Origin of the sequence: Burkholderia cepacia, assembly GCF_029962485.1 — a bacterium.
Taxonomy (GTDB): Bacteria; Pseudomonadota; Gammaproteobacteria; order Burkholderiales; family Burkholderiaceae; genus Burkholderia.
In genome coordinates, this window is record NZ_CP073638.1 from 1977274 (window position 1) to 1995329 (window position 18056).

Consider the following 18056-nt stretch of genomic DNA (forward strand, 5'->3'; position numbering starts at 1 on the left):
CAAATCGACAGAATTTTTCTTTCATTTTTATTATCCGCGATCGATTAATACTGCACGACGACACTCACCCATCACGCCATGATTCGATTAGCTTCAATCTTTCTTTAATCGCCACGCCGCCGCGCACCGCATCATCCACAAAATACCGATTCGTTAATTCGAATCGGGTTTTTGCGGAATTATTTACCCGATATCCGGCCGCCATTTCCGGGCGAATGACGACGTGCGGCATCGCCACACGTCGTCCGTGACAGCACTTCAGTCAGCGATTACTTCCCGCCGCCCGGCAGCGCGATATCGATCAGCACCGGATCGTGATCCGACGAGCGATACGCATCCGGCGCGTAGAACGTCTTCTGCTGCTCGGCCGACTTGTACGCGAGCGTGTACTGCAGCGCGAGCGGCTCGTCCGCGTTGATGTGCCATTCGTGCACGGCCTTCACGTGTGAGGCGAGCGGCAGCGTCGCGAGCGCGTGATCGAGATAGCCGGCTTCGCCGTTGTACACATAGCTGTACGCATTCGCGCCGATCCAGCGTGCGACGAGGTTGCGGTAGCCGCGCGATTCGAGCGTGCGGATCGGGTCTTCATACGTGTAGCTGTTGAAGTCGCCGATCAGCAGCACGCCCTGGCCCGCGACACCCGTCGGGTTGCCGGCCAGCCAGTCGGCCACCTTCGCCGCCGCGCGCGTGCGCGTCGGGTTCCAGCAGCCCTGGCCGTCGCCCTGGTCGAGATCGTCGTTCGCGGCGTCCGGGCAGTTCTTCGACTTCAGGTGGTTCACGGCCACCGTCAGCGCCTGCTTGTTGCCGTTGATCAGCCGGAACGATTGCGCGAGCGGCTGGCGGTTCTTGTCGTCGATCGCGAGCGTCGCCGCGCGGCCGACCGGTTCGACCTTGCGGCTGTCGTAGATCATCGCGACCGTGATCGCATCGCCGCCGAGGCGCGACACGCCCGGATCGACGACGCGCCAGTTGTTGCCGAGCTTCGCCGCGAGCTGGCGCACCGCACTCAGTTCGCCGTAGCCGTTGTTCTGGATTTCCATCAGGCCGATCACGTCGGCATCGATCGCCTTCAGCGCGCTGACGATCTTCGCTTCCTGACGCTGGAATTCCTGGAAGGTCTTCGCGCCGCGGTTGTTCGGATCGTCGAAGCCGCCGCCGAGCCCGTTGCCGTTGAAGTAGTTCAGCACGTTGAACGATGCGACACGCAGGTTCGACTTCGGATCGCGTGCGGGTGCGTTGGTGCGCGGGTTCGTGCGCGCTTCGAACGCCGGCACGGCCGCGCCGGGCAGCGGCTGCACGCGCCATGCGCCGTAACGCACCTCGAGCACGCCTTCGACGTCGCGCACGGTGTAGCCCGCACGCAGCGTGTTCGCGGCCGACAGGCCCGGCGCCGGGTACGGCACGGTCGCGGGGTTCTGCTTGTTCGAGCCGTCGTCGAGGACGAGGCGGTTGCGCGCGTTCGCATCGATCTGCGTCTGCGCCTGCGCGGGCGGCACGACGCTCGTCGGCGTGCGCAGGCGGCCGTTGCTGAGCATCACGCTGCCGTAGCGGCCAAGCTCGTAGTTGTCGGTGACGTTCAGCGTCTGCGGCAGGCGCACCAGCATCCCTTCATACGCGGCGAACGCGTTCGGGCTGTCGACCGGCAGCGTGAGCGTCGTGGGCGTGACCGTCTGGCCGTTCGCGCACACCGCGATCGCACCCGACTGCGTGAGCTGCGTCTGCCCGTACTTCTCCTCGACCTTGCCTGTCACGTGCACGAGATCGCCGGCCTTCGCACGCACTTTTGGCGCGTAGACGAACAGGCCTTCCGACACGCCCGGCTGGTTGCGGCGCTGCGCGTCGGCCTGCTGGACGAAGAAGCCGCCGAAGCCGTCCGTGCCGCCGAAATCGGCGGTGACGACGGCTTCGATCGACACGTTCTGGCCGGCGAGCGGCGACGGCGCGCCCGGCCCCTGGATATCGGCGATCGGCGTCGTGCTGCCGCCGCAGTTCGGGCTGACGGGCGCGGCAGTGGCGGCGAAAACCGGCGCGGCGAGCGTCGGGAGCAGCAGTAGCGGGGTAAACAGGCGGATTGTCGAGCGCATGACGGGAAATCCCGGTTGTGAGGGTGGCGAAAGCTTAGCGGCGCTCAATGACAGTTTTTGGTAATCGAAAGACAGGTCGATGTAATTGTCGTTATCGCGCGTCGATCGCCATCAAGCGCGCGTTCATGCCTGAAAAAGCGGGGCAATCGTCTGACAAGAAGCCGCCGTGCCCGTGACGATTGCCCCGCGTGCCTTCACCGCCGCGGCGTCACGCTATACCGTCCCCGGCAACGCGCTCGACACGAGCACGGCCGCGACCATCAGCACACCGCCGAGCACGACCGCCTCGATCCGCAACACTGTGCCGAACCGTTTCAGTGAAACAGCCGGCATCGCGGCAGCCGGATCCTTCAGCGCGGCCAACAGCTTCGGCATCCAGAAGAAGCGGTTATGCCCACCGAGCGCCGCCGCGATCAACACCAGCGCGAGCTTCAGCAGCAGGATCTGTCCGTATGTCGACGCAAGCAGGTTGACGGGCGTATCGACGCCGCGCCAGCCGTTGTACGCGCCGGTCGCGAACAGCACGACCAGCGCATACGTCGATGCATCGGACAGCGACTGCACGAACGACGCGCCCGTCGTGCGTTCGCTCGCGGGCATGCCGGTGAGCCGCGGCATCACACCGAACGCCGTCACGAGCACGAGCCCGACCCACGCGCTGATCGCCAGCAGATGCAGCCAGTCGACCCACACGGGCAAGCTGAACAGCCCTGCGTCCACCGGATGCCCGCCGTTGCTGCGCGCGAGCGCGACACAGGCGAGCGCGGCCCAGATCGCGAACGGAAAGCGCGTATCGTGCGCGCGCCTGACGAACGACAGCAGCACGACGACGAGCATGAATACGGCGCCGGCCAGCCATGCATGACCGAACCCCGTGCCCGCGAGCATCGCGCAGACGGCCGGCCCCGCATCGAGCAACGACACGTCGCTCATCAGCGCGCAGTGCGCCCAGAACGCGGTGATGCTCGCGAGCAGCGACACGACGGACGCGATACGCAACGTCGCGACGAGCCGCTGCGAGACGCCGTGCCGCCATGCCGACGCGCCGCGCGCGAGCCAGTGGCTGCCGAGCAGCGCACCGACGACGACGGCGAACCCGGCGTTCTGGATCGCCACCGCCACGAGCCGCAGCAGGCCGACGATGCCGTCGTTCATCCCTTCACCCGAAACGTATAGGTGCCCTTCGTGCGATGGGCGTCGGCCGTCATCGCCGCCCATTGCACCGTGTATGCGCCGGGCGCGAGCTTCGGCATCGCGACCGTCATCACGCGCGGGTTCGACGCATCGACCTTCGCCTTGTCCTGCGTGACGGCGTTGCCGTTCGCATCCGACACCTTCACCGAGCTGAATGCCGGTTCGAGGTCTTCGTTGAACGTGAGCCGCACCGTGTCGGGCGCCACGTCGAGCGTGCTGCCCGTCGCCGGTGCGGCGCTTTCCAGCTTGCCGTGCGCCGAGGCCGCGACCGGCGCTGCCGCGAGAATCGCGCCGGCCGCGGCGAAGCCGGCCAGCCGCTTGAGCGTCGTGATCGTCATGTTCACGCTCCGTGTCACGGCTTCGTCAGTTCGACGACGGTCAGCGCGCCGTTCACTTCTTGCGCGACGAAGTCGATCTTGTCGCCGGTCCTGACCTGCGACAGCATCGCCGGGTCCTTCACCTTGAACACCATCGTCATCGCCTCCATCCCGAGGTTCTCCAGCGGGCCATGCTTGATCGTCAGCTTGCCGGCAGCCGTATCGACCTTGCGGATTTCACCGTGCGACATGCGCTGCGCCGCGTCGGCGCCCTGCTTCGCGCCGCCGCCCATGTCCATGCCTGCCATGTCGCCGGCCGCGTACGTCGCGGCGGAAAACGCCAGCGCGCAACCCGTTGCCATCAAAACCAGTCCCTTCTTCATCGTGTCGACTCCCGTGTGAGTGAAATGAAACCGGCGGCCGCATCGGCGCGGCCGCCGCGTACTGCTGCTCGGCCTCAGCCGTCCGGTAATTCGCCGGTGTATTCGTACGCGACGGTGCCCTTCGGATGCCGGAACCAGCCCGGATCGCGATAGTCGTTGCGGCCGAGCCCCTGCCGCACCTTGCAGACCGTGAACATGCCGCCCATCTCCAGCGGCCCGAACGGGCCCGTGCCCGTCATCATCGGCAGCGTGTTGTCGGGCAGCGGCATTTCCATGCCGCCCATCGCGCCGCCCGTGCTGCCCATCGCCATGTAGTCGGGCACGAGCTTGCCGATCCGTTTCGCGAGATCCTTCTGCGGCACGCCGATCAGGTTCGGCACCTGATGGCCCATCGCATTCATCGTGTGGTGCGACTTGTGGCAATGAAACGCCCAGTCGCCCGGGCGATCGGCGGTGAACTCGATCGCGCGCATCTGCCCCACCGCGACATCGGCCGTCACTTCCGGCCAGCGCGCCGCCGGCGGAATCCAGCCGCCGTCGGTGCCCGCGACTTCGAAGCTGAAGCCGTGCAGGTGGATCGGATGGTTCGTCATCGTCAGGTTGCCGAAACGAATCCGCACGCGGTCGCCGGCACGCACCGGCAGCGGATCGATGCCCGGGAACACGCGGGAATTGAACGTCCACATGTTGAAGTCGGTCATCTCGTTCACGCGCGGCGTGTAGCTGCCCGGGTCGATGTCGTACGCGGCGAGCAGGAACACGAAATCGCGGTCGACCGGCATCGTGCCGCGATCCTTCGGGTGCACGATGAACATGCCCATCATGCCCATCGCCATCTGCACCATCTCGTCGGCGTGCGGGTGATACATGAACGTGCCGTGCGATTCGAGCTGGAACTCGTAGACGAAGGTCTTGCCGGGCGGGATGTGCGGCTGCGTGAGGCCGCCGACGCCGTCCATCCCGTTCGGCAGCCGCAGCCCGTGCCAGTGGATCGTCGTGTGTTCGGGCAGCCGGTTGGTCACGAAGATGCGGACCTTGTCGCCTTCGACGGCCTCGATCGTCGGGCCCGGCGACTGGCCGTTGTAGCCCCACAGGTTCGCGTTCATGCCGGGCGCCATCTCGCGCACGACGGGCTCGGCCGTCAGGTGGAATTCCTTCCAGCCGTTCTTCATCCGCCACGGCAGCGACCAGCCGTTCAGCGTCGCGACAGGCGTGTACGGGCGACCGTTCGGCGGCATGAGCGGTGGCTGCGTGCCGGTTTTCGCCATCGTGGGCGCTTCGGGCAGCGAGGCGGCGCCGGCCTTGCTGACCATCGCCGCACCGAGCAGCGCGGCGCCCGAGCCGCTGAGAAATTGTCGACGGGACACCATGTCAATGACCTTCCGGATGCGTTTGCGTCGCGGGCGCCGGTTGCGCCGCGGGGGTGGAAGCCGGCTGCGGGGCAGCATCGGCGTTGGGAGTGGATTCGGGTGCCGGTTCGGCGGAATGCGTCGCGCGCGGCGCAGCACCCGACGACGGCAACCGGCCTCCGACGGCCATCTGCAGATCGGTCTCGGCGAGCCAGTAGTCCTTCAGCGCGTCGATGTAGCCGTTCACTGCACCGACCTGTTCGCGCGCATCGCTCAGCAGTTCGAACACGCTCGCGAGCATCCCGTTGTAGCGCAGCAGCAACTCGTCCGAGATCGTCTTGCGCAGCGGCACGACTTCATCGCGGTAGTGCGTCGCGACGTCGTAACTCGTCACGTATGCCGCGTACGATTCGCGCACTTCGGAGCGTGCGTCGATCGCCGTCTTCGCGAGCCGGTTCGCCGACTGCATGTAGATGGCCTCGGCGCGCGCGACCTTCGCGCCGCCCCAGTCGAACAGCGGAATCTCGATGCTGATCTCGTAGCCGTGCTCGTGGCCCTTGCCGGTTTCGTAGTTGTTCACGTAGCCGAGATCGACCGCGTTGACGAAGCGTGTCGCCTTGCTGAGGCCGAGCGACGACGCGACGCCCTGCGTCTGCAGCTTCGCGGCCTGGATGTCGAAGCGGTTGCTCATCGCGAAGCGTTCGAGATCGGGCAGGTTCGGCCGCGCTTTCGGCAAGTCGGGCAAGCGCTCGGGCAGCGCGTATTGCGTGCGCTCGCCCCACAGCCCCATCGCGCGCGTGAGTTTCTCGCGTGCTGCCACGGCCTGCTGGCGCGCCTTCGCGTGCTGCGCGACCGCGTCGGCATGAAACGCCTGTTCGCGCGCGTAGTCGAGGCGGCTGAAGTTGCCGGCCTGCCGCATGCGCTGCGCAAGTTCGGCCGCCGCGCTCGCGGCGTCGCGCACCTGTTGCGCATAGTTCGCGGCCTGCTCGGCGGCGACGGCTTCCACGTAGGCGCGGCGTGCGTCGGCCGCCACCTTCAGCATCGCGTCGGCCGTTTCGAGCTTGGTCTGCTCGAAGCGACGGCGTTCGATGTTCGTCGCGAGCGGCATCGTCAGCAACGCGAACACGTTCGCCGAGAACGTGCGGCCGAGTGTCAGCTCGCCGTCGCCGGCACGGGTGCGGCTGAATGCGAAGCGCGGGTTCGGCAGCCGGCCGGCCTGGACGAGATCGGCCTCCGACAGCCCGAGTTCGGCGTACGACGCCTGCAGGCCGCGGTTGTTCAGCAGCGCGACCTGCACCGCGTCGTCCATCGACAGCGGTTTCGCAAGCAGTTCCTTCGTGCGCGTGTCGACGGCTTCGCGGTCGGCATCGGTCTTGACGATCACCGCGTCTTTGCCAATCCGTTCCGATGCGGCGGACGACACGGCGTCGAACCCGCCGTCCTTCGAAAACGTCGTACAGCCCGCGAGGAACGCCAGCGCGACCGCCGCCGCGCCGATCCTCGGCGATATCGCCAGGTTCGTCATTGCGCGGGCCCTCCGTGCGTCGAATGCGCACCGCCATTGGGCGCCGCATGGCCGGGCTTCGCGGGCCGCTCCATCACGTCGCGGTTCAGTTGTTTCCAGCCCGGGCCGGCGTCGTCGCGATACGGCCGGTAGCCGTCGAATGCGGACGTCACGGTGACGTCCGGCACCGACGCGGCGGCGTCCGCCGGATCGGGTAATGGGGTTTGCGCAGGCGCGAGCGACGGCACGAGGGCCGCCGCGCTCAACAGCGCCGCAGTGATCAGTCGCATGAAAATGTCTCGTCGTGAATCGTCCGGCGGACCGCGTGCGGCCGCCAGCGTGGATTGCAGGTCGCGGCCTGTCGGCCACGGGCAGGGACTAGACGAAGATCCGGCGGGGCGGCCGGTCGATGCCGCCGGTCAGGAACGACACGACGACGGCCGAAAGCGGCGGCGCGGCGATCGCGGCGCTGACGCTCGCGACGGCCGGCACGGCTCCGGCACCCGACATGCCCGTGCCGAAGCAGCACGACACACACGCCGAACACGACGACGCATGCCGTGCGTGGTCGTCGTGATCGTGATGGCCCGCCTGCGCGGCCGGCATCGCGTGCGACGGCGCTTCCATCGGCGCGACGGCAACGCGTTCGCACTGCATCGAAACAGTCGCGAACGACTGGATCGGCAGGCTCAGCGCCAGCAGCACGACGAGGAGGAATTTGCGCCAGTACGACATGGATGCGGAATCAGGCAGGCAACGATCGGTTGGGCCGGCGCGGCGCCATGAAGGTGCGTGCCGGGGGACAAGACGGCTGCAGCTTATCGCCGCCGCGGTGACGACGACATGGCCGAAAGATGACCGGATTTTCATGAAAGGCGGAGATGCGGCACACGGACGCTTCATGACAATCCCGTCATCCGGCAGTCATCCTTCGCGCACGCGCGGCGCCTTAAGCTCAGGCGTTACACTGACCGGCTGGAATCACGGACAGCCTGCCTCACCATGCGGATACTGATAGTCGAAGATGAACCCAAGATGGCGTCGTACCTCCGAAAGGGGCTGATGGAGGCGAGCTACACGGTCGACATCGCGGAAACCGGCAAGGACGGGCTGTTCCTCGCGCTGCACGAGGATTTCGATCTCGTCGTGCTCGACGTGATGCTGCCGGAGCTGGACGGCTTCGAGGTGCTCAGGCGGCTGCGCGCGCAGAAGCAGACACCCGTGCTGCTGCTCACGGCCCGCGAGGCGATCGAGGACAAGGTGACCGGCCTCGAACTCGGCGCCGACGATTACCTGCTCAAGCCGTTCGCGTATGCCGAATTCCTCGCGCGCATCCGCTCGCTGCTGCGGCGCGCGCCGCGCAACGTGCGCGACATCCTGCACGTCGCCGATCTCGAGATCGACCTGCTCAAGCGCCGCGTGCGGCGCGCCGACACCCGCATCGACCTGACCGCGCAGGAATTCGCGCTGCTGCAACTGCTCGCCGAACGCGAAGGCGAAGTGCTGACGCGCACCTTCATCACGTCGCAGATCTGGGACATGAATTTCGACAGCGACACGAACGTCGTCGATGCGGCGATCAAGCGCCTGCGCGCGAAGATCGACAACGCCTATGAGAAGAAGCTGATCCACACGATCCGCGGGATGGGCTACGTGCTCGAGGATCGTTCGTGACCGCGAGCCCGGCTTCGTATTCGCTGCTGCGGCGCCTGACCGTCGCGTTCGCGGTGGTCGCCGCGCTCGTGTTCGCGCTGACCGGCGCGTACCTGTACCGCTCGCTGTCCGCCGAACTCACGCGGCGCGACGACATCGAGATCTCCGGCAAGCTCAACCAGTTCCTGCAGCTGGCGCACGCCAGCGGATCGACGGCCGCGCTGCGCGCCGATCCGGCCGTGTTTCATGAAGTGCTGCTGTCGCATCCGGGTGTCTATCTCGGCATCTACGACGCGCAGAACCGGCCACTGGTCGAACATTCCGACGAGGCCGGCAACACGCTCGTATCGGTCATCACCGCACCGCATCCGGCAGGCAACGCAGGCCGAAGCAGCAGCCCGTTCACCTGCTCTCCGCCGGGCATCGGCACGTCGCGCTGCGTGTATGCACGCACAACGCTGCCATCCGGCGAAGCGATCCAGGTCGCGCTCGCGCGCACGGCGACCGATCGCCAGTCGCTGCTCGAAAGCTATCGCGTCGACATCTGGCTCGCGGCGGCCGTCGGCGCGCTGCTGGTCGGCGCGCTCGGCTACGCGGTCGCATCGCGAGGCCTGCGCCCGGTCGAGAGCCTCGGCCGGCAGACGTCGCGCATCGAGGCGCACAACCTGAACGCGCGTCTCGATGCGCGCGGCGGCCCCGTCGAGCTGCGCGAGCTCGCGACGTCGGTCAACCGGATGCTCGACCGCCTCGAACGCGCGTTCGTGCGGCTGTCGCAGTTCTCGTCCGATCTCGCGCACGACATGCGCACGCCGCTCGCGAACGTGATCAGCTCGTCGCAGGTCACGCTGTCGCGTGCGCGCACGACCGAGGAATACGAGGCGCTGATCGATTCGAACATCGAGGAATGCGAACGGCTGCAGCGGATGATCGAGAACATGCTGTTTCTCGCGCGCACCGACAATGCGCGTCAGCACCTGAAAACCGCCGAACTCGACGCGGGCAGCGAGCTGCGCCGGCTCGCGTCGTATTTCCAGGCGCTCGCCGACGAAGCCGGCGTGCGCATCGACGTGCGCGGCGAAGCGCCGGTCGTGGCCGACGCGACGCTGTTCCGGCGCGCGGTGAGCAACCTCGCGTCGAATGCGCTCGAACACGCGGAAGCCGCGTCGACGATCGAGCTGGCCGTTTCGGCACAAGGGAATTACGCGGTCGTCGAGGTCACGAATCGCGGCGCCGCGATTCCGCGCGAGCAAGTCGAACGGATCTTCGAGCGCTTCTACCGCATCGATTCGTCGCGGCACGGTGCGGCGCGCAATGCGGGCCTCGGGCTCGCGATCGTGAAGTCGATCATGGAGCTGCATCGCGGCAAGGTCGAGGTCGCGAGCCGCGACGGGCGCACGACGTTCGCGCTTTATTTTCCGCGCGGCGCAGAAGGGTAAGCTGCTTGCCGCGCGGGTCGCATCGACATGACGGCCGGTGCGACGCCAAACACCGCACGACGGCCCCTGCGGCCGAACACCTTCACTCCCCCGGCTCGCGCCGGATTTTCGCCTGGCGACGATTGCGGTCGTTCAGTATCTGGTGCCGGCGATGGTCGGTCATCTTCCTCCAGTCACGCGCCTCGTCGCGCGTGCGCAGGCAGCCGACACAAAAGCCCGTCCGGCCGTCAAACGCGCACAGTTCGATACAGGGTGATTTCACGGCCACGGTCAGGCCGCCTTCGCAGGCGTCATCACTTCGACGGTCACGTGCGACACGCCGTCGAAACCCTCGATCAGCGCATGGTAGAAACGCGCGTCGCGCACCGTATCGACGGTCTCGACCGACACGATCGCGCTCATGTGGCCCGGGCCGACACGCCACACGTGAAGATCGTTGACCTTGTCGCCAAGCGCCTCGATCGCATGACGTACGCGCGCCGCCAGCTTGCGATCGACGTTGACGTCGAGCAGGATGCCGCCCGTATCGCGCATCAGCCCGTACGACCAGTTCGCGATCACGAGTGCGCCGATAATGCCCGCGACGGGATCCATCCAGACCCAGCCGAAAGCGCGGGCGAGCAGCAGGCCGACGATGGCCAGCACCGACACGGCCGCGTCGGCGATCACGTGAACGTAGGCCGACCGGATGTTGTGGTCGCGATGGGCTGCCGTTTGCGAACCGTGATCGTGATGCGCGTGATGGTCATCATCGTCGTGATCATGATCGTGGTCGTGACCGTGGTCGTGCCCATGATGATGACCGTGCCCATGGCCATGCCCATGGTGATGGCCGCCGCTCAGCAGCCACACGCTGGCGAGGTTCACCGCGAGCCCCAGCACGGCAATCGGAATCGCTTCGCCGAAATGAATGGGAACGGGCGCCAGCAGACGCGCAATCGCCTCGTAGCCGATCAGGATCGCGATCATCGCCAGCACGATCGCGCTCGTGAAGCCGGCCAGGTCGCCCAGCTTGCCGGTGCCGAACACGAAGCGCGGATCGTCCGCATGCTTGCGCGCATAGGTATAGGCCAGCGCGGCGATCAGCATCGCGCCTGCGTGCGTCGACATGTGCAACCCGTCGGCTACGAGCGCGAGTGATCCGAACAGCGTGCCGCCGACGATCTCGGCCACCATCATCGCCGAGCACAGGCCGATGACCATCCACGTCTTCCGTTCGTTCTGCTCGTGCGCATCGCCGAGGAAGATATGGTCATGCCCCGCGCCGAACGCGTCATCCCGGAAAGAATTCATGCTCTGCCCTGATTACTTGAAATAGCTATGCACCACGTCGATCAGCTGCTCGGTCGCGCTGCCTTCGTGTGCGTCAGGTTCGTGCGCATCGACCAGATGCTCGCGAATGTGGTCTTCCAGCACGACGGCCAGCAACCCGTTCATCGCGCCGCGGCAACTCGTGATCAATTGCAGGACCTCGTTGCAGCCGCGCTCGTCCCCGAGCGCGCGCTCGATGGCCTCGACCTGGCCCTTGATTCGACGCACGCGGTTCAGCAACTTCTGTTTTTCACGAACGGTATGGCTCATCGATGACGGGCTCCTGAATAGGGAAGGGGAGTATATATCCGGAAGGCTTCCCCTATAGGGGAGAGGGGTATATTTTTTTGAGATGAAGGCTTGTCGAAAGAAATCCGCTCGGCTAGACTGCCCTTCGTCTTTGGGGAGTAGCCTGCTTTCCGTCCCCGGAAAGCGAACGCGTCAACACACTCGGCCTGTGGCCGTGGCGCGTTCAGCCTGATCGGCCTGGCGAGACCATGGGCGCATCGCGTCGTTCCTGGTCGGACGTCGGCGGATGCGCCATGGTTCGTCAGCGTCCGACCACGGAGTCCCCATGTTCCCCGCCGTCTTGTCCCCGCACTCCCCCGCCCGCCCTCCACGTGCCAGCGGAGGTGCCGCATGACCTTCATGCTCCTCGAACTGGCGTTCATGCTGATCGTCATCCTCATCGCGGCCGAGGTCTTCACCAATGCGCTCGAACATCTCGGCGAACGCCTGAAGATTTCCGAAGGCGTGACCGGTTCGCTGTTCGCGGCCGTCGGCACGGCGCTGCCCGAAACGATGGTGCCGCTGCTCGCCCTGGCCGGCGGCACGGCGAACCAGGCCGTGAACGAGGAAATCGGCGTCGGCGCGATTCTCGGCGCACCGCTGATGCTCGCGACGCTCACCACGTTCCTGATGACACTCGCCGTGATCCGCTCGCGCGGGCTGCGCGGCACGATCGCACCGGAACGCACGGGCTTCGTGCGCGACATGAACTACTTCCTCGCCGCGTTCTCGCTGGCGACCGCGGCGATGTTCGTCCCGCATCACAACTGGGCCGTGCGCGCACTGCTCGCCGCGATGCTGGTCGGCATCTACGTGATGTACGTCGTGATGACGTTCCGCGCGTCGACCCGGCTGGTCGATGCCGGGCACGGCACCGAGGCGCCGCACACGATGTTCCTGTCGCGCGTGGGCCTGCCGACCAATCTTGCGACGATCGCGCTGCAGTTGCTGATCGGCCTTGCGCTGCTGATCGGTGGAGCGAAAGGCTTCATTCACGGCGTGGAAGGCGTGTCGCAGGTACTCGGCATCTCGGCGCTGCTGCTGTCGCTGATCATCGTGCCGATCGCGACCGAACTACCGGAGAAGGTCAACAGCGTGCTGTGGATCCGCCGCAAGAAGGACACGCTCGCGTTCGGCAACATCACCGGCGCGATGGTGTTCCAGGGTACGCTGCTGCCGGCGATCGGCATCATGCTGACGCCGTGGGAGCCACGCCCCGAAGTGCTGACCGGCGTGATCATCACGCTCGCGGCGGCCGCCTGGCTGCGCTTCAACGCGCGTACGCGCGGGCTCGCGATCTGGGCGTTGCTCGCGAACGGCGCGGGTTATGCCGGGTATCTGGTCCTGACGCTGGCGCGCTGACGTACTGACGCCATGACCGGGCGCGCCGGCCGACGGACACGTCGGCACGGCGCGCTTCACTGTGCAGGATGCGGGCGACGGTTGCGCCCGCCCCGGACGATCAGGAACCCTTGACGAGCTTGACGATCGTCAGCGTGCCGTCGACCTTCTCGATCCGCACCTTCACCTTGTCGCCCGCATGCGCGTGCGCGAGCATCGCGGCGTCCTTCGCCTTGAACGCCATCGTCATCGCCGGCATCCCGACGTTGTCGAGGGCGCCGTGCTTCAGCGTGATCTTGCCGCTCGCGGCGTCGACCTTCTTCACTTCGGCATCGGTCAGCGCGGCATTCGAATCGGCCGCACCGTCCGACGACATCTTCATGCCGGACATGTCCATGCCCGACATCTCGCCGGCGGCAAACGCCGGTACGGCGGCAACGCCGAGCGCGACGACGGCGGTTGCGGTGGCGATCAATTGATTCATCTTCATCGTGATTCTCCGGTTGGGATGGTTGGCACGTTCGTGCCGGAAAGAACTGCATCGGAATGCCGCGCCCGGCCCGCGCTTCGCGCACGACGGCGCTGAAGCAGGAGCCACGCGGCGGGAATGACGAACATCGACAGCAGCGGCGCCGTGACCATGCCGCCGACCATCGGCGCAGCGATACGCTGCATGACTTCGGAACCGGCGCCGTGACCGACCATGATCGGCACGAGCCCGGCGAGCACGACGGCGACCGTCATCGCCTTCGGCCGCACGCGCAGCACCGCGCCTTCGCGGATCGCGTCGAGCAGCACCGCATCGGTCAGCGGTTCGCCGGCATCGAGCCGGCGCTGCAGCGCGCCCTTCAGGTACAGCAGCATCACGACGCCGAACTCGGCGGCCACGCCCGCGAGCGCGATGAAGCCGACCGACGTCGCGACCGACACCGCGTGACCGAGCGCCCACACGAGCCAGAAGCCGCCGACCAGCGCGAACGGCACCGTCGACATCAGCAGCAGCGCATCGGCCGCCGAGTCGAACGTGAGGAACAGCAGTACGAAGATCACGACGAGCGTGACGGGCACGACGGTGCGCAACGTCGCCGCCGCGCGTTCGAGATACTCGAACTGCCCCGACCACGCGATCGAATAGCCGGGCGGCAACGCGACCTGTTGCGCGACGGCCTGCTGCATTGCACGGACCGCCGTGCTCAGGTCGACGCCGCGAAGATCGACGTACACATAGCCGGACAGCCGCGCGTTCTCGCTGCGAATCATCGGCGGCCCGTCGGCGATGTCGATGCGCGCGACGTCGCCGAGGCGGATCTGCGCGCCGCGCGCGGTGACGACCGGCAGTTGCCGCAGGTTCTCGAGCGAATCGCGGATCTCGCGCGGATAGCGGATGTTGATCGGAAAGCGCTCGCGCCCCGCGATCACTTCACCGACATCGTCGCCGCCGACCGCCGACGACACGACCGACTGGATATCGGCCACCGACAGCCCGTAGCGCGCGGCGGCGAGCCGGTCGATGTCGACGTCGATGTAGCGGCCGCCGTTCAGCCGCTCAGCGAGCGCGGAGGTGACACCCGGCACGGGCTTCACCGCGGCCTCGACCTGCTTCGCGATCGCGTCGATGCCGGCCAGGTCAGGCCCGGAAATCTTCACGCCGACCGGCGTCTTGATCCCGGTGGACAGCATGTCGAGCCGGTTGCGGATCGGCGGCACCCACACGTTCGACAGGCCCGGCACCTTCACCGTCCGGTCGAGTTCGTCGACGAGCTTCTCCGGCGTCATGCCGGGCCGCCACGCGCTGCGCGGCTTGAAGCGAATCGTCGTCTCGAACATCTCGAGCGGTGCGGGATCGGTCGCGGTATCGGCGCGACCCGATTTGCCGAACACCGTGTCGACCTCGGGCACGGTCTTGATCAGCCGGTCGGTCTGCTGCAGCAGCTCGCTCGCCTTGTCCGCCGAAATGCCCGGCAGCGCGGTCGGCATGTACAGCAGGTCGCCTTCGTCGAGCGGCGGCATGAATTCGCCGCCGAGCCGCGACAACGGCACGGCCGTCAGCACGAGCGCGACGACCGCGACGCCGATCGCGAACCACGGGCGCCGCAGCGTCGCCTCGAGCAGCGGTCGGTACAGGCGGATCAGCACGCGGTTGATCGGGTTCGCGTGCTCGTGCGGAATGCGGCCGCGCACGAGATAGCCCATCAGCACCGGCACCAGCGTGACCGACAACCCGGCGGCCGCGGCGATCGTGTAGGTTTTCGTGAACGCCAGCGGCGCGAACAGCTTGCCCTCCTGCCCTTCCAGCGAAAACACCGGAATGAACGACAGCGTGATGATCAGCAGCGAGAAGAACAGCGCGGGCCCGACTTCCGCCGCCGACGCCGCAACGAGCTCCCAGCGGCGCGCGACCGTGAGCGGTTCGCCCGGATGCGCGTGGTCGTACGCTTCCAGATGCTTGTGCGCGTTCTCGATCATCACGATCGCCGCGTCGATCATCGCGCCGATCGCGATCGCGATCCCCCCGAGCGACATCAGGTTCGCGTTCACGCCCTGGTAGCGCATCACGATGAACGCGGCCAGCACGCCGAGCGGCAGCGACAGGATCGCGACGAACGCGCTGCGCAGATGGAACAGGAACACCGCGCAGACGATCCCGACGATGACGAATTCCTCGATCAGCTTGTCCTTCAGGTTGCCGACCGCGCGCTCGATCAGTTGCGAACGATCGTAGGTCGTGACGATCTCGACGCCGGGCGGCAGCGAACGCTTCAGGCCGGCGAGCTTCGCCTTCACCGCATCGATCGTCGTCAGTGCGTTCTTGCCCGAGCGCATCACGACGACGCCGCCCGCCACCTCGCCCTGCCCGTTCAATTCGGCGATCCCGCGTCGCATCGCCGGGCCGACCTGGATGCGCGCGACGTCGCCGAGCAGCACGGGCGTACCCGCGTCGTCGGTGCGCAGCACGACATGGCGGAAGTCATCGAGCGTGCGCAGGTAGCCGGACGAACGCACCATGTACTCCGACTCGGCCAGCTCGACGACCGAGCCGCCGGATTCCTGGTTGGCCTGACGCAGCGCATCCGCAACCGCGGCCTGCGTGATGCCGTAGGCGCGCAGCTTGTCGGGATCGAGCACGACCTGGTACTGGCGCACCATGCCGCCGATGCTCGCGACTTCCGAGACGTCCGGCACCGCCTTCAGCTCGAACTTCAGGAACCAGTCGTTGAGCGCGCGCAGTTGCCCGAGATCGTGATGGCCGGTGCGATCGACGAGCGCGTACTCGTACACCCAGCCGACGCCGGTCGCATCGGGCCCGAGCGACACGGTCGCGCCGGCCGGCAGCCGGCTCTGCACCTGGCTCAGGTACTCGAGCACGCGCGAGCGCGCCCAGTATGGATCGGTGTGGTCGTCGAACAGCACGTAGACGAACGCGTCGCCGAACGACGAGTACGCGCGCACGGTTTTCGCGCCCGGTACGCCGAGCAGCGTCGTCGTCAACGGATAGGTGACCTGATCCTCAACGACCTGAGGCGCCTTGCCCGGATAAGACGCCTTCACGATCACCTGCGTGTCCGACAGGTCGGGCAATGCGTCGAGCGGCGTCTGGCGCAGCGAATGAACGCCCCATGCCGCGATCAGCACGGTGGCCAGCAGCACGAGGAAGCGGTTCCGGACCGACCAGAGAATGATGCGCGCGATCATCGTTCGCCCCCCTGCGGCTCGACCTTCGTCAGCCGGTAGCCGTCGTCGGTCTGCATGAACGCGAAACGCACGGTCTGGCCCGGCTTCACGTCCGGGAATGCCCGGGCCGTGGGCTTGCCGAACGCCATCGTCATCGCACCCCAGCCGAGCGCCGGCACCGGTTGATGCGAGAACGTGATGTCGTCGGCCGTAACCTTCTCGACCTTGCCGGTGGTTTCATAGACCGGCGCGGCGGCCGCCGTGGCGGATGCTGCCGCGCTTGCTCCCGCCGCGCGTTCCAGCCGCGGCAGCACGCTTTTCAGGCTGGCTTCCGAATCGATCAGGAACTGCCCCGACGCGACGACCGTGTCGCCTTCGTGCAACCCGTCGAGCACTTCCGTATCGCCGCCGACGTCGTTGCCGACCGTGACCGATACCGGTTGAAGCCGGCCGTCGCCGTCCTTCACGATGACGATCGTGCGCTTGCCGGTCGCGATCACGGCCTCGGACGGCACGAGCAGGCGCGACACCGCGTCCTTCGCGGCGACGCGCACGCGCATCAGCATGCCGGGCGTGAGCTTCAGCGCTGCGTTGTCGATCTCCACGCGCGCCTGCAGCGTACGGCTGCCGGTGCTGATGCCGGGCAGCACCTCGCGAATCCGTCCGCTGAAATGCCGCGCCGGATCGCCCGCGAACGTCGCGTCGACCGACATCCCCGGCTGTACGTTCAGCGCAAGCGCTTCCGGCACCTCGACGATCAGCCACAGCGTCGACAGCCCGGCGATCTTCGCGAGCGTCTGACCGGGTGCGACCATCGCGCCGTCGCGCACGTTCAGCTCGCTCACGACGCCCGTTTCCGGCGCGGCGAGCACGACATGCGTCTGCGCGCGGCCCGTGCGATCGAGCGCCGCGATCATGCCGTCCGGAATCGACAGCGCCCGCATCCGTGCGCGTGCCGCATCGAGCAGGCTGCCGTCCATTCCACCGCGCCTCAGCGCGAGATACTCTTCCTGCGGCGCGAGCCAGTCGGGCACGAACAGCGACGCGACCGGTGCGCCCTTCGCGATGTGCTGCATCGGCGCCCGCGCGTACAGACGGTCGATATAGCCCGTGACGCGCGACTGCACGACGTCCGCGCGCGATTCGTCGAACTGCGTGGTGCCCACCGCGTCGAAGCCTGCCGCCGTCTGCTGCCGGCGGACGGCCGCATAACGAATGCCGAGGTTCTGCTGCAGGCCCGGATCGATCCGGATGCCCGAGGCATTGCCGCCTTCGTCCGCATAGACGGGCTGCAACTGCATGTCCATGAACGGCGATTTGCCCGGTTTATCGAAGTGCTGGTTCGGTACCATCGGGTCGTGCCAGTACAGCACCTTGCGTGCTGCTTGCGGATCGTGCGCGCTCGTCGCCGCGCCGCCCGCCGCATGGCGGACGCCCGCGACATAGCCGGCGCCGGCGAGCGCCGCGCCGGCGAACGCCATCAGCGCCGCGCGCGCCAGTGATTGCTTGGTCATGGTGATCTCC

General features: G+C 67.0%; 18 protein-coding genes and 1 riboswitch. Of the genes, 3 read left to right on the forward strand and 15 right to left on the reverse strand.

Annotated elements, in window-relative coordinates; translation table 11 throughout:
- Nucleotides 1–64: 64 nt before the first annotated feature.
- The 9 genes from KEC55_RS25215 to KEC55_RS25255 form a co-directional block, all read right to left on the reverse strand.
- Nucleotides 65–232: a hypothetical protein gene (locus KEC55_RS25215; protein WP_282507848.1), complete on the reverse strand. Its 168-nt coding sequence runs from the start codon at nucleotides 230–232 to the stop codon at nucleotides 65–67.
- A gap of 37 nt (nucleotides 233–269) precedes the next feature.
- Nucleotides 270–2084, reverse strand: a complete 1815-nt coding sequence (locus KEC55_RS25220; protein ID WP_282507849.1) for an ExeM/NucH family extracellular endonuclease — start codon at nucleotides 2082–2084, stop codon at nucleotides 270–272.
- 213 nt (nucleotides 2085–2297) lie between these two features.
- Nucleotides 2298–3239, reverse strand: a complete 942-nt coding sequence (locus KEC55_RS25225) for a CopD family protein (RefSeq protein WP_282507850.1) — start codon at nucleotides 3237–3239, stop codon at nucleotides 2298–2300.
- Nucleotides 3236–3616: a copper homeostasis periplasmic binding protein CopC gene (gene copC / locus KEC55_RS25230; protein WP_176051464.1), complete on the reverse strand. Its 381-nt coding sequence runs from the start codon at nucleotides 3614–3616 to the stop codon at nucleotides 3236–3238. The genes KEC55_RS25225 and copC overlap by 4 nt, the downstream gene beginning before the upstream one ends.
- Before the next feature lie 14 nt (nucleotides 3617–3630).
- Nucleotides 3631–3978, reverse strand: coding sequence for a copper-binding protein (locus KEC55_RS25235; protein WP_282507851.1), 348 nt, complete (start codon nucleotides 3976–3978; stop codon nucleotides 3631–3633).
- A gap of 74 nt (nucleotides 3979–4052) precedes the next feature.
- On the reverse strand, nucleotides 4053–5348 hold the full coding sequence (locus tag KEC55_RS25240; protein WP_282507852.1) for a multicopper oxidase family protein: 1296 nt from the start codon (nucleotides 5346–5348) through the stop codon (nucleotides 4053–4055).
- Nucleotide 5349: 1 nt separating this feature from the next.
- Entirely contained in the window at nucleotides 5350–6852 is a 1503-nt protein-coding gene (locus tag KEC55_RS25245) for a TolC family protein (protein WP_282507853.1), read from the reverse strand.
- Nucleotides 6849–7121 (reverse strand): hypothetical protein, encoded by a 273-nt coding sequence (locus tag KEC55_RS25250; protein WP_282507854.1) that lies wholly within the window; start codon nucleotides 7119–7121, stop codon nucleotides 6849–6851. The genes KEC55_RS25245 and KEC55_RS25250 overlap by 4 nt, the downstream gene beginning before the upstream one ends.
- An 88-nt stretch (nucleotides 7122–7209) precedes the next feature.
- A complete protein-coding gene (locus KEC55_RS25255) occupies nucleotides 7210–7566 on the reverse strand; it encodes a hypothetical protein (RefSeq protein WP_282507855.1) in 357 nt (118 codons plus the stop codon).
- 267 nt (nucleotides 7567–7833) lie between these two features.
- Between KEC55_RS25255 and KEC55_RS25260 the strand changes: the two genes are divergently transcribed.
- Together KEC55_RS25260 and KEC55_RS25265 are read left to right on the forward strand one after the other, a co-directional pair.
- Nucleotides 7834–8505 (forward strand): heavy metal response regulator transcription factor, encoded by a 672-nt coding sequence (locus KEC55_RS25260; protein WP_282507856.1) that lies wholly within the window; start codon nucleotides 7834–7836, stop codon nucleotides 8503–8505.
- Nucleotides 8502–9920, forward strand: coding sequence for a heavy metal sensor histidine kinase (locus KEC55_RS25265; protein WP_282507857.1), 1419 nt, complete (start codon nucleotides 8502–8504; stop codon nucleotides 9918–9920). Before KEC55_RS25260 ends, KEC55_RS25265 begins: the two co-directional genes overlap by 4 nt.
- A gap of 82 nt (nucleotides 9921–10002) precedes the next feature.
- Here KEC55_RS25265 and KEC55_RS25270 read toward each other — a convergent pair whose 3' ends face one another.
- Genes KEC55_RS25270 through KEC55_RS25280 form a run of 3 tightly spaced genes read right to left on the reverse strand, consistent with a single transcriptional unit; the run spans nucleotide 10003 to nucleotide 11501 of the window.
- On the reverse strand, nucleotides 10003–10188 hold the full coding sequence (locus tag KEC55_RS25270; RefSeq protein WP_176051456.1) for a DUF1289 domain-containing protein: 186 nt from the start codon (nucleotides 10186–10188) through the stop codon (nucleotides 10003–10005).
- Between the two features lie 2 nt (nucleotides 10189–10190).
- Nucleotides 10191–11213, reverse strand: a complete 1023-nt coding sequence (dmeF, locus tag KEC55_RS25275) for a CDF family Co(II)/Ni(II) efflux transporter DmeF (protein ID WP_282507858.1) — start codon at nucleotides 11211–11213, stop codon at nucleotides 10191–10193.
- Between the two features lie 12 nt (nucleotides 11214–11225).
- Nucleotides 11226–11501, reverse strand: a complete 276-nt coding sequence (locus KEC55_RS25280) for a metal/formaldehyde-sensitive transcriptional repressor (protein ID WP_176051454.1) — start codon at nucleotides 11499–11501, stop codon at nucleotides 11226–11228.
- A gap of 120 nt (nucleotides 11502–11621) precedes the next feature.
- Nucleotides 11622–11796, forward strand: a riboswitch (yybP-ykoY riboswitch).
- A gap of 74 nt (nucleotides 11797–11870) precedes the next feature.
- Between KEC55_RS25280 and KEC55_RS25285 the strand changes: the two genes are divergently transcribed.
- Nucleotides 11871–12881 carry a sodium:calcium antiporter gene (locus KEC55_RS25285; RefSeq protein WP_282507859.1) on the forward strand — a complete coding sequence of 337 codons (1011 nt, stop codon included), beginning with the start codon at nucleotides 11871–11873 and terminating at the stop codon, nucleotides 12879–12881.
- Between the two features lie 100 nt (nucleotides 12882–12981).
- On the opposite strand, the gene KEC55_RS25290 is transcribed toward KEC55_RS25285, so the two are convergent.
- Genes KEC55_RS25290 through KEC55_RS25300 form a run of 3 tightly spaced genes read right to left on the reverse strand, consistent with a single transcriptional unit; the run spans nucleotide 12982 to nucleotide 18046 of the window.
- Nucleotides 12982–13350 (reverse strand): copper-binding protein, encoded by a 369-nt coding sequence (locus tag KEC55_RS25290; RefSeq protein ID WP_282507860.1) that lies wholly within the window; start codon nucleotides 13348–13350, stop codon nucleotides 12982–12984.
- Complete coding sequence (locus KEC55_RS25295; RefSeq protein ID WP_282507861.1) at nucleotides 13347–16553, reverse strand: efflux RND transporter permease subunit; 3207 nt, start codon at nucleotides 16551–16553, stop codon at nucleotides 13347–13349. Before KEC55_RS25295 ends, KEC55_RS25290 begins: the two co-directional genes overlap by 4 nt.
- Nucleotides 16550–18046, reverse strand: a complete 1497-nt coding sequence (locus tag KEC55_RS25300; RefSeq protein ID WP_282507862.1) for an efflux RND transporter periplasmic adaptor subunit — start codon at nucleotides 18044–18046, stop codon at nucleotides 16550–16552. The genes KEC55_RS25295 and KEC55_RS25300 overlap by 4 nt, the downstream gene beginning before the upstream one ends.
- Between the last annotated feature and the right edge of the window lie 10 nt (nucleotides 18047–18056).

Coding starts and splice junctions, on each gene's coding strand:
- KEC55_RS25215 (WP_282507848.1), bottom strand. CDS start 232: ATGCCGCACGTCGTCATTCGCCCGGAAATGGCGGCCGGATATCGGGTA.
- KEC55_RS25220 (WP_282507849.1), bottom strand. CDS start 2,084: ATGCGCTCGACAATCCGCCTGTTTACCCCGCTACTGCTGCTCCCGACG.
- KEC55_RS25225 (WP_282507850.1), bottom strand. CDS start 3,239: ATGAACGACGGCATCGTCGGCCTGCTGCGGCTCGTGGCGGTGGCGATC.
- copC (WP_176051464.1), bottom strand. CDS start 3,616: ATGACGATCACGACGCTCAAGCGGCTGGCCGGCTTCGCCGCGGCCGGC.
- KEC55_RS25235 (WP_282507851.1), bottom strand. CDS start 3,978: ATGAAGAAGGGACTGGTTTTGATGGCAACGGGTTGCGCGCTGGCGTTT.
- KEC55_RS25240 (WP_282507852.1), bottom strand. CDS start 5,348: ATGGTGTCCCGTCGACAATTTCTCAGCGGCTCGGGCGCCGCGCTGCTC.
- KEC55_RS25245 (WP_282507853.1), bottom strand. CDS start 6,852: ATGACGAACCTGGCGATATCGCCGAGGATCGGCGCGGCGGCGGTCGCG.
- KEC55_RS25250 (WP_282507854.1), bottom strand. CDS start 7,121: ATGCGACTGATCACTGCGGCGCTGTTGAGCGCGGCGGCCCTCGTGCCG.
- KEC55_RS25255 (WP_282507855.1), bottom strand. CDS start 7,566: ATGTCGTACTGGCGCAAATTCCTCCTCGTCGTGCTGCTGGCGCTGAGC.
- KEC55_RS25260 (WP_282507856.1), top strand. CDS start 7,834: ATGCGGATACTGATAGTCGAAGATGAACCCAAGATGGCGTCGTACCTC.
- dmeF (WP_282507858.1), bottom strand. CDS start 11,213: ATGAATTCTTTCCGGGATGACGCGTTCGGCGCGGGGCATGACCATATC.
- KEC55_RS25280 (WP_176051454.1), bottom strand. CDS start 11,501: ATGAGCCATACCGTTCGTGAAAAACAGAAGTTGCTGAACCGCGTGCGT.
- KEC55_RS25285 (WP_282507859.1), top strand. CDS start 11,871: ATGACCTTCATGCTCCTCGAACTGGCGTTCATGCTGATCGTCATCCTC.
- KEC55_RS25290 (WP_282507860.1), bottom strand. CDS start 13,350: ATGAAGATGAATCAATTGATCGCCACCGCAACCGCCGTCGTCGCGCTC.
- KEC55_RS25295 (WP_282507861.1), bottom strand. CDS start 16,553: ATGATCGCGCGCATCATTCTCTGGTCGGTCCGGAACCGCTTCCTCGTG.
- KEC55_RS25300 (WP_282507862.1), bottom strand. CDS start 18,046: ATGACCAAGCAATCACTGGCGCGCGCGGCGCTGATGGCGTTCGCCGGC.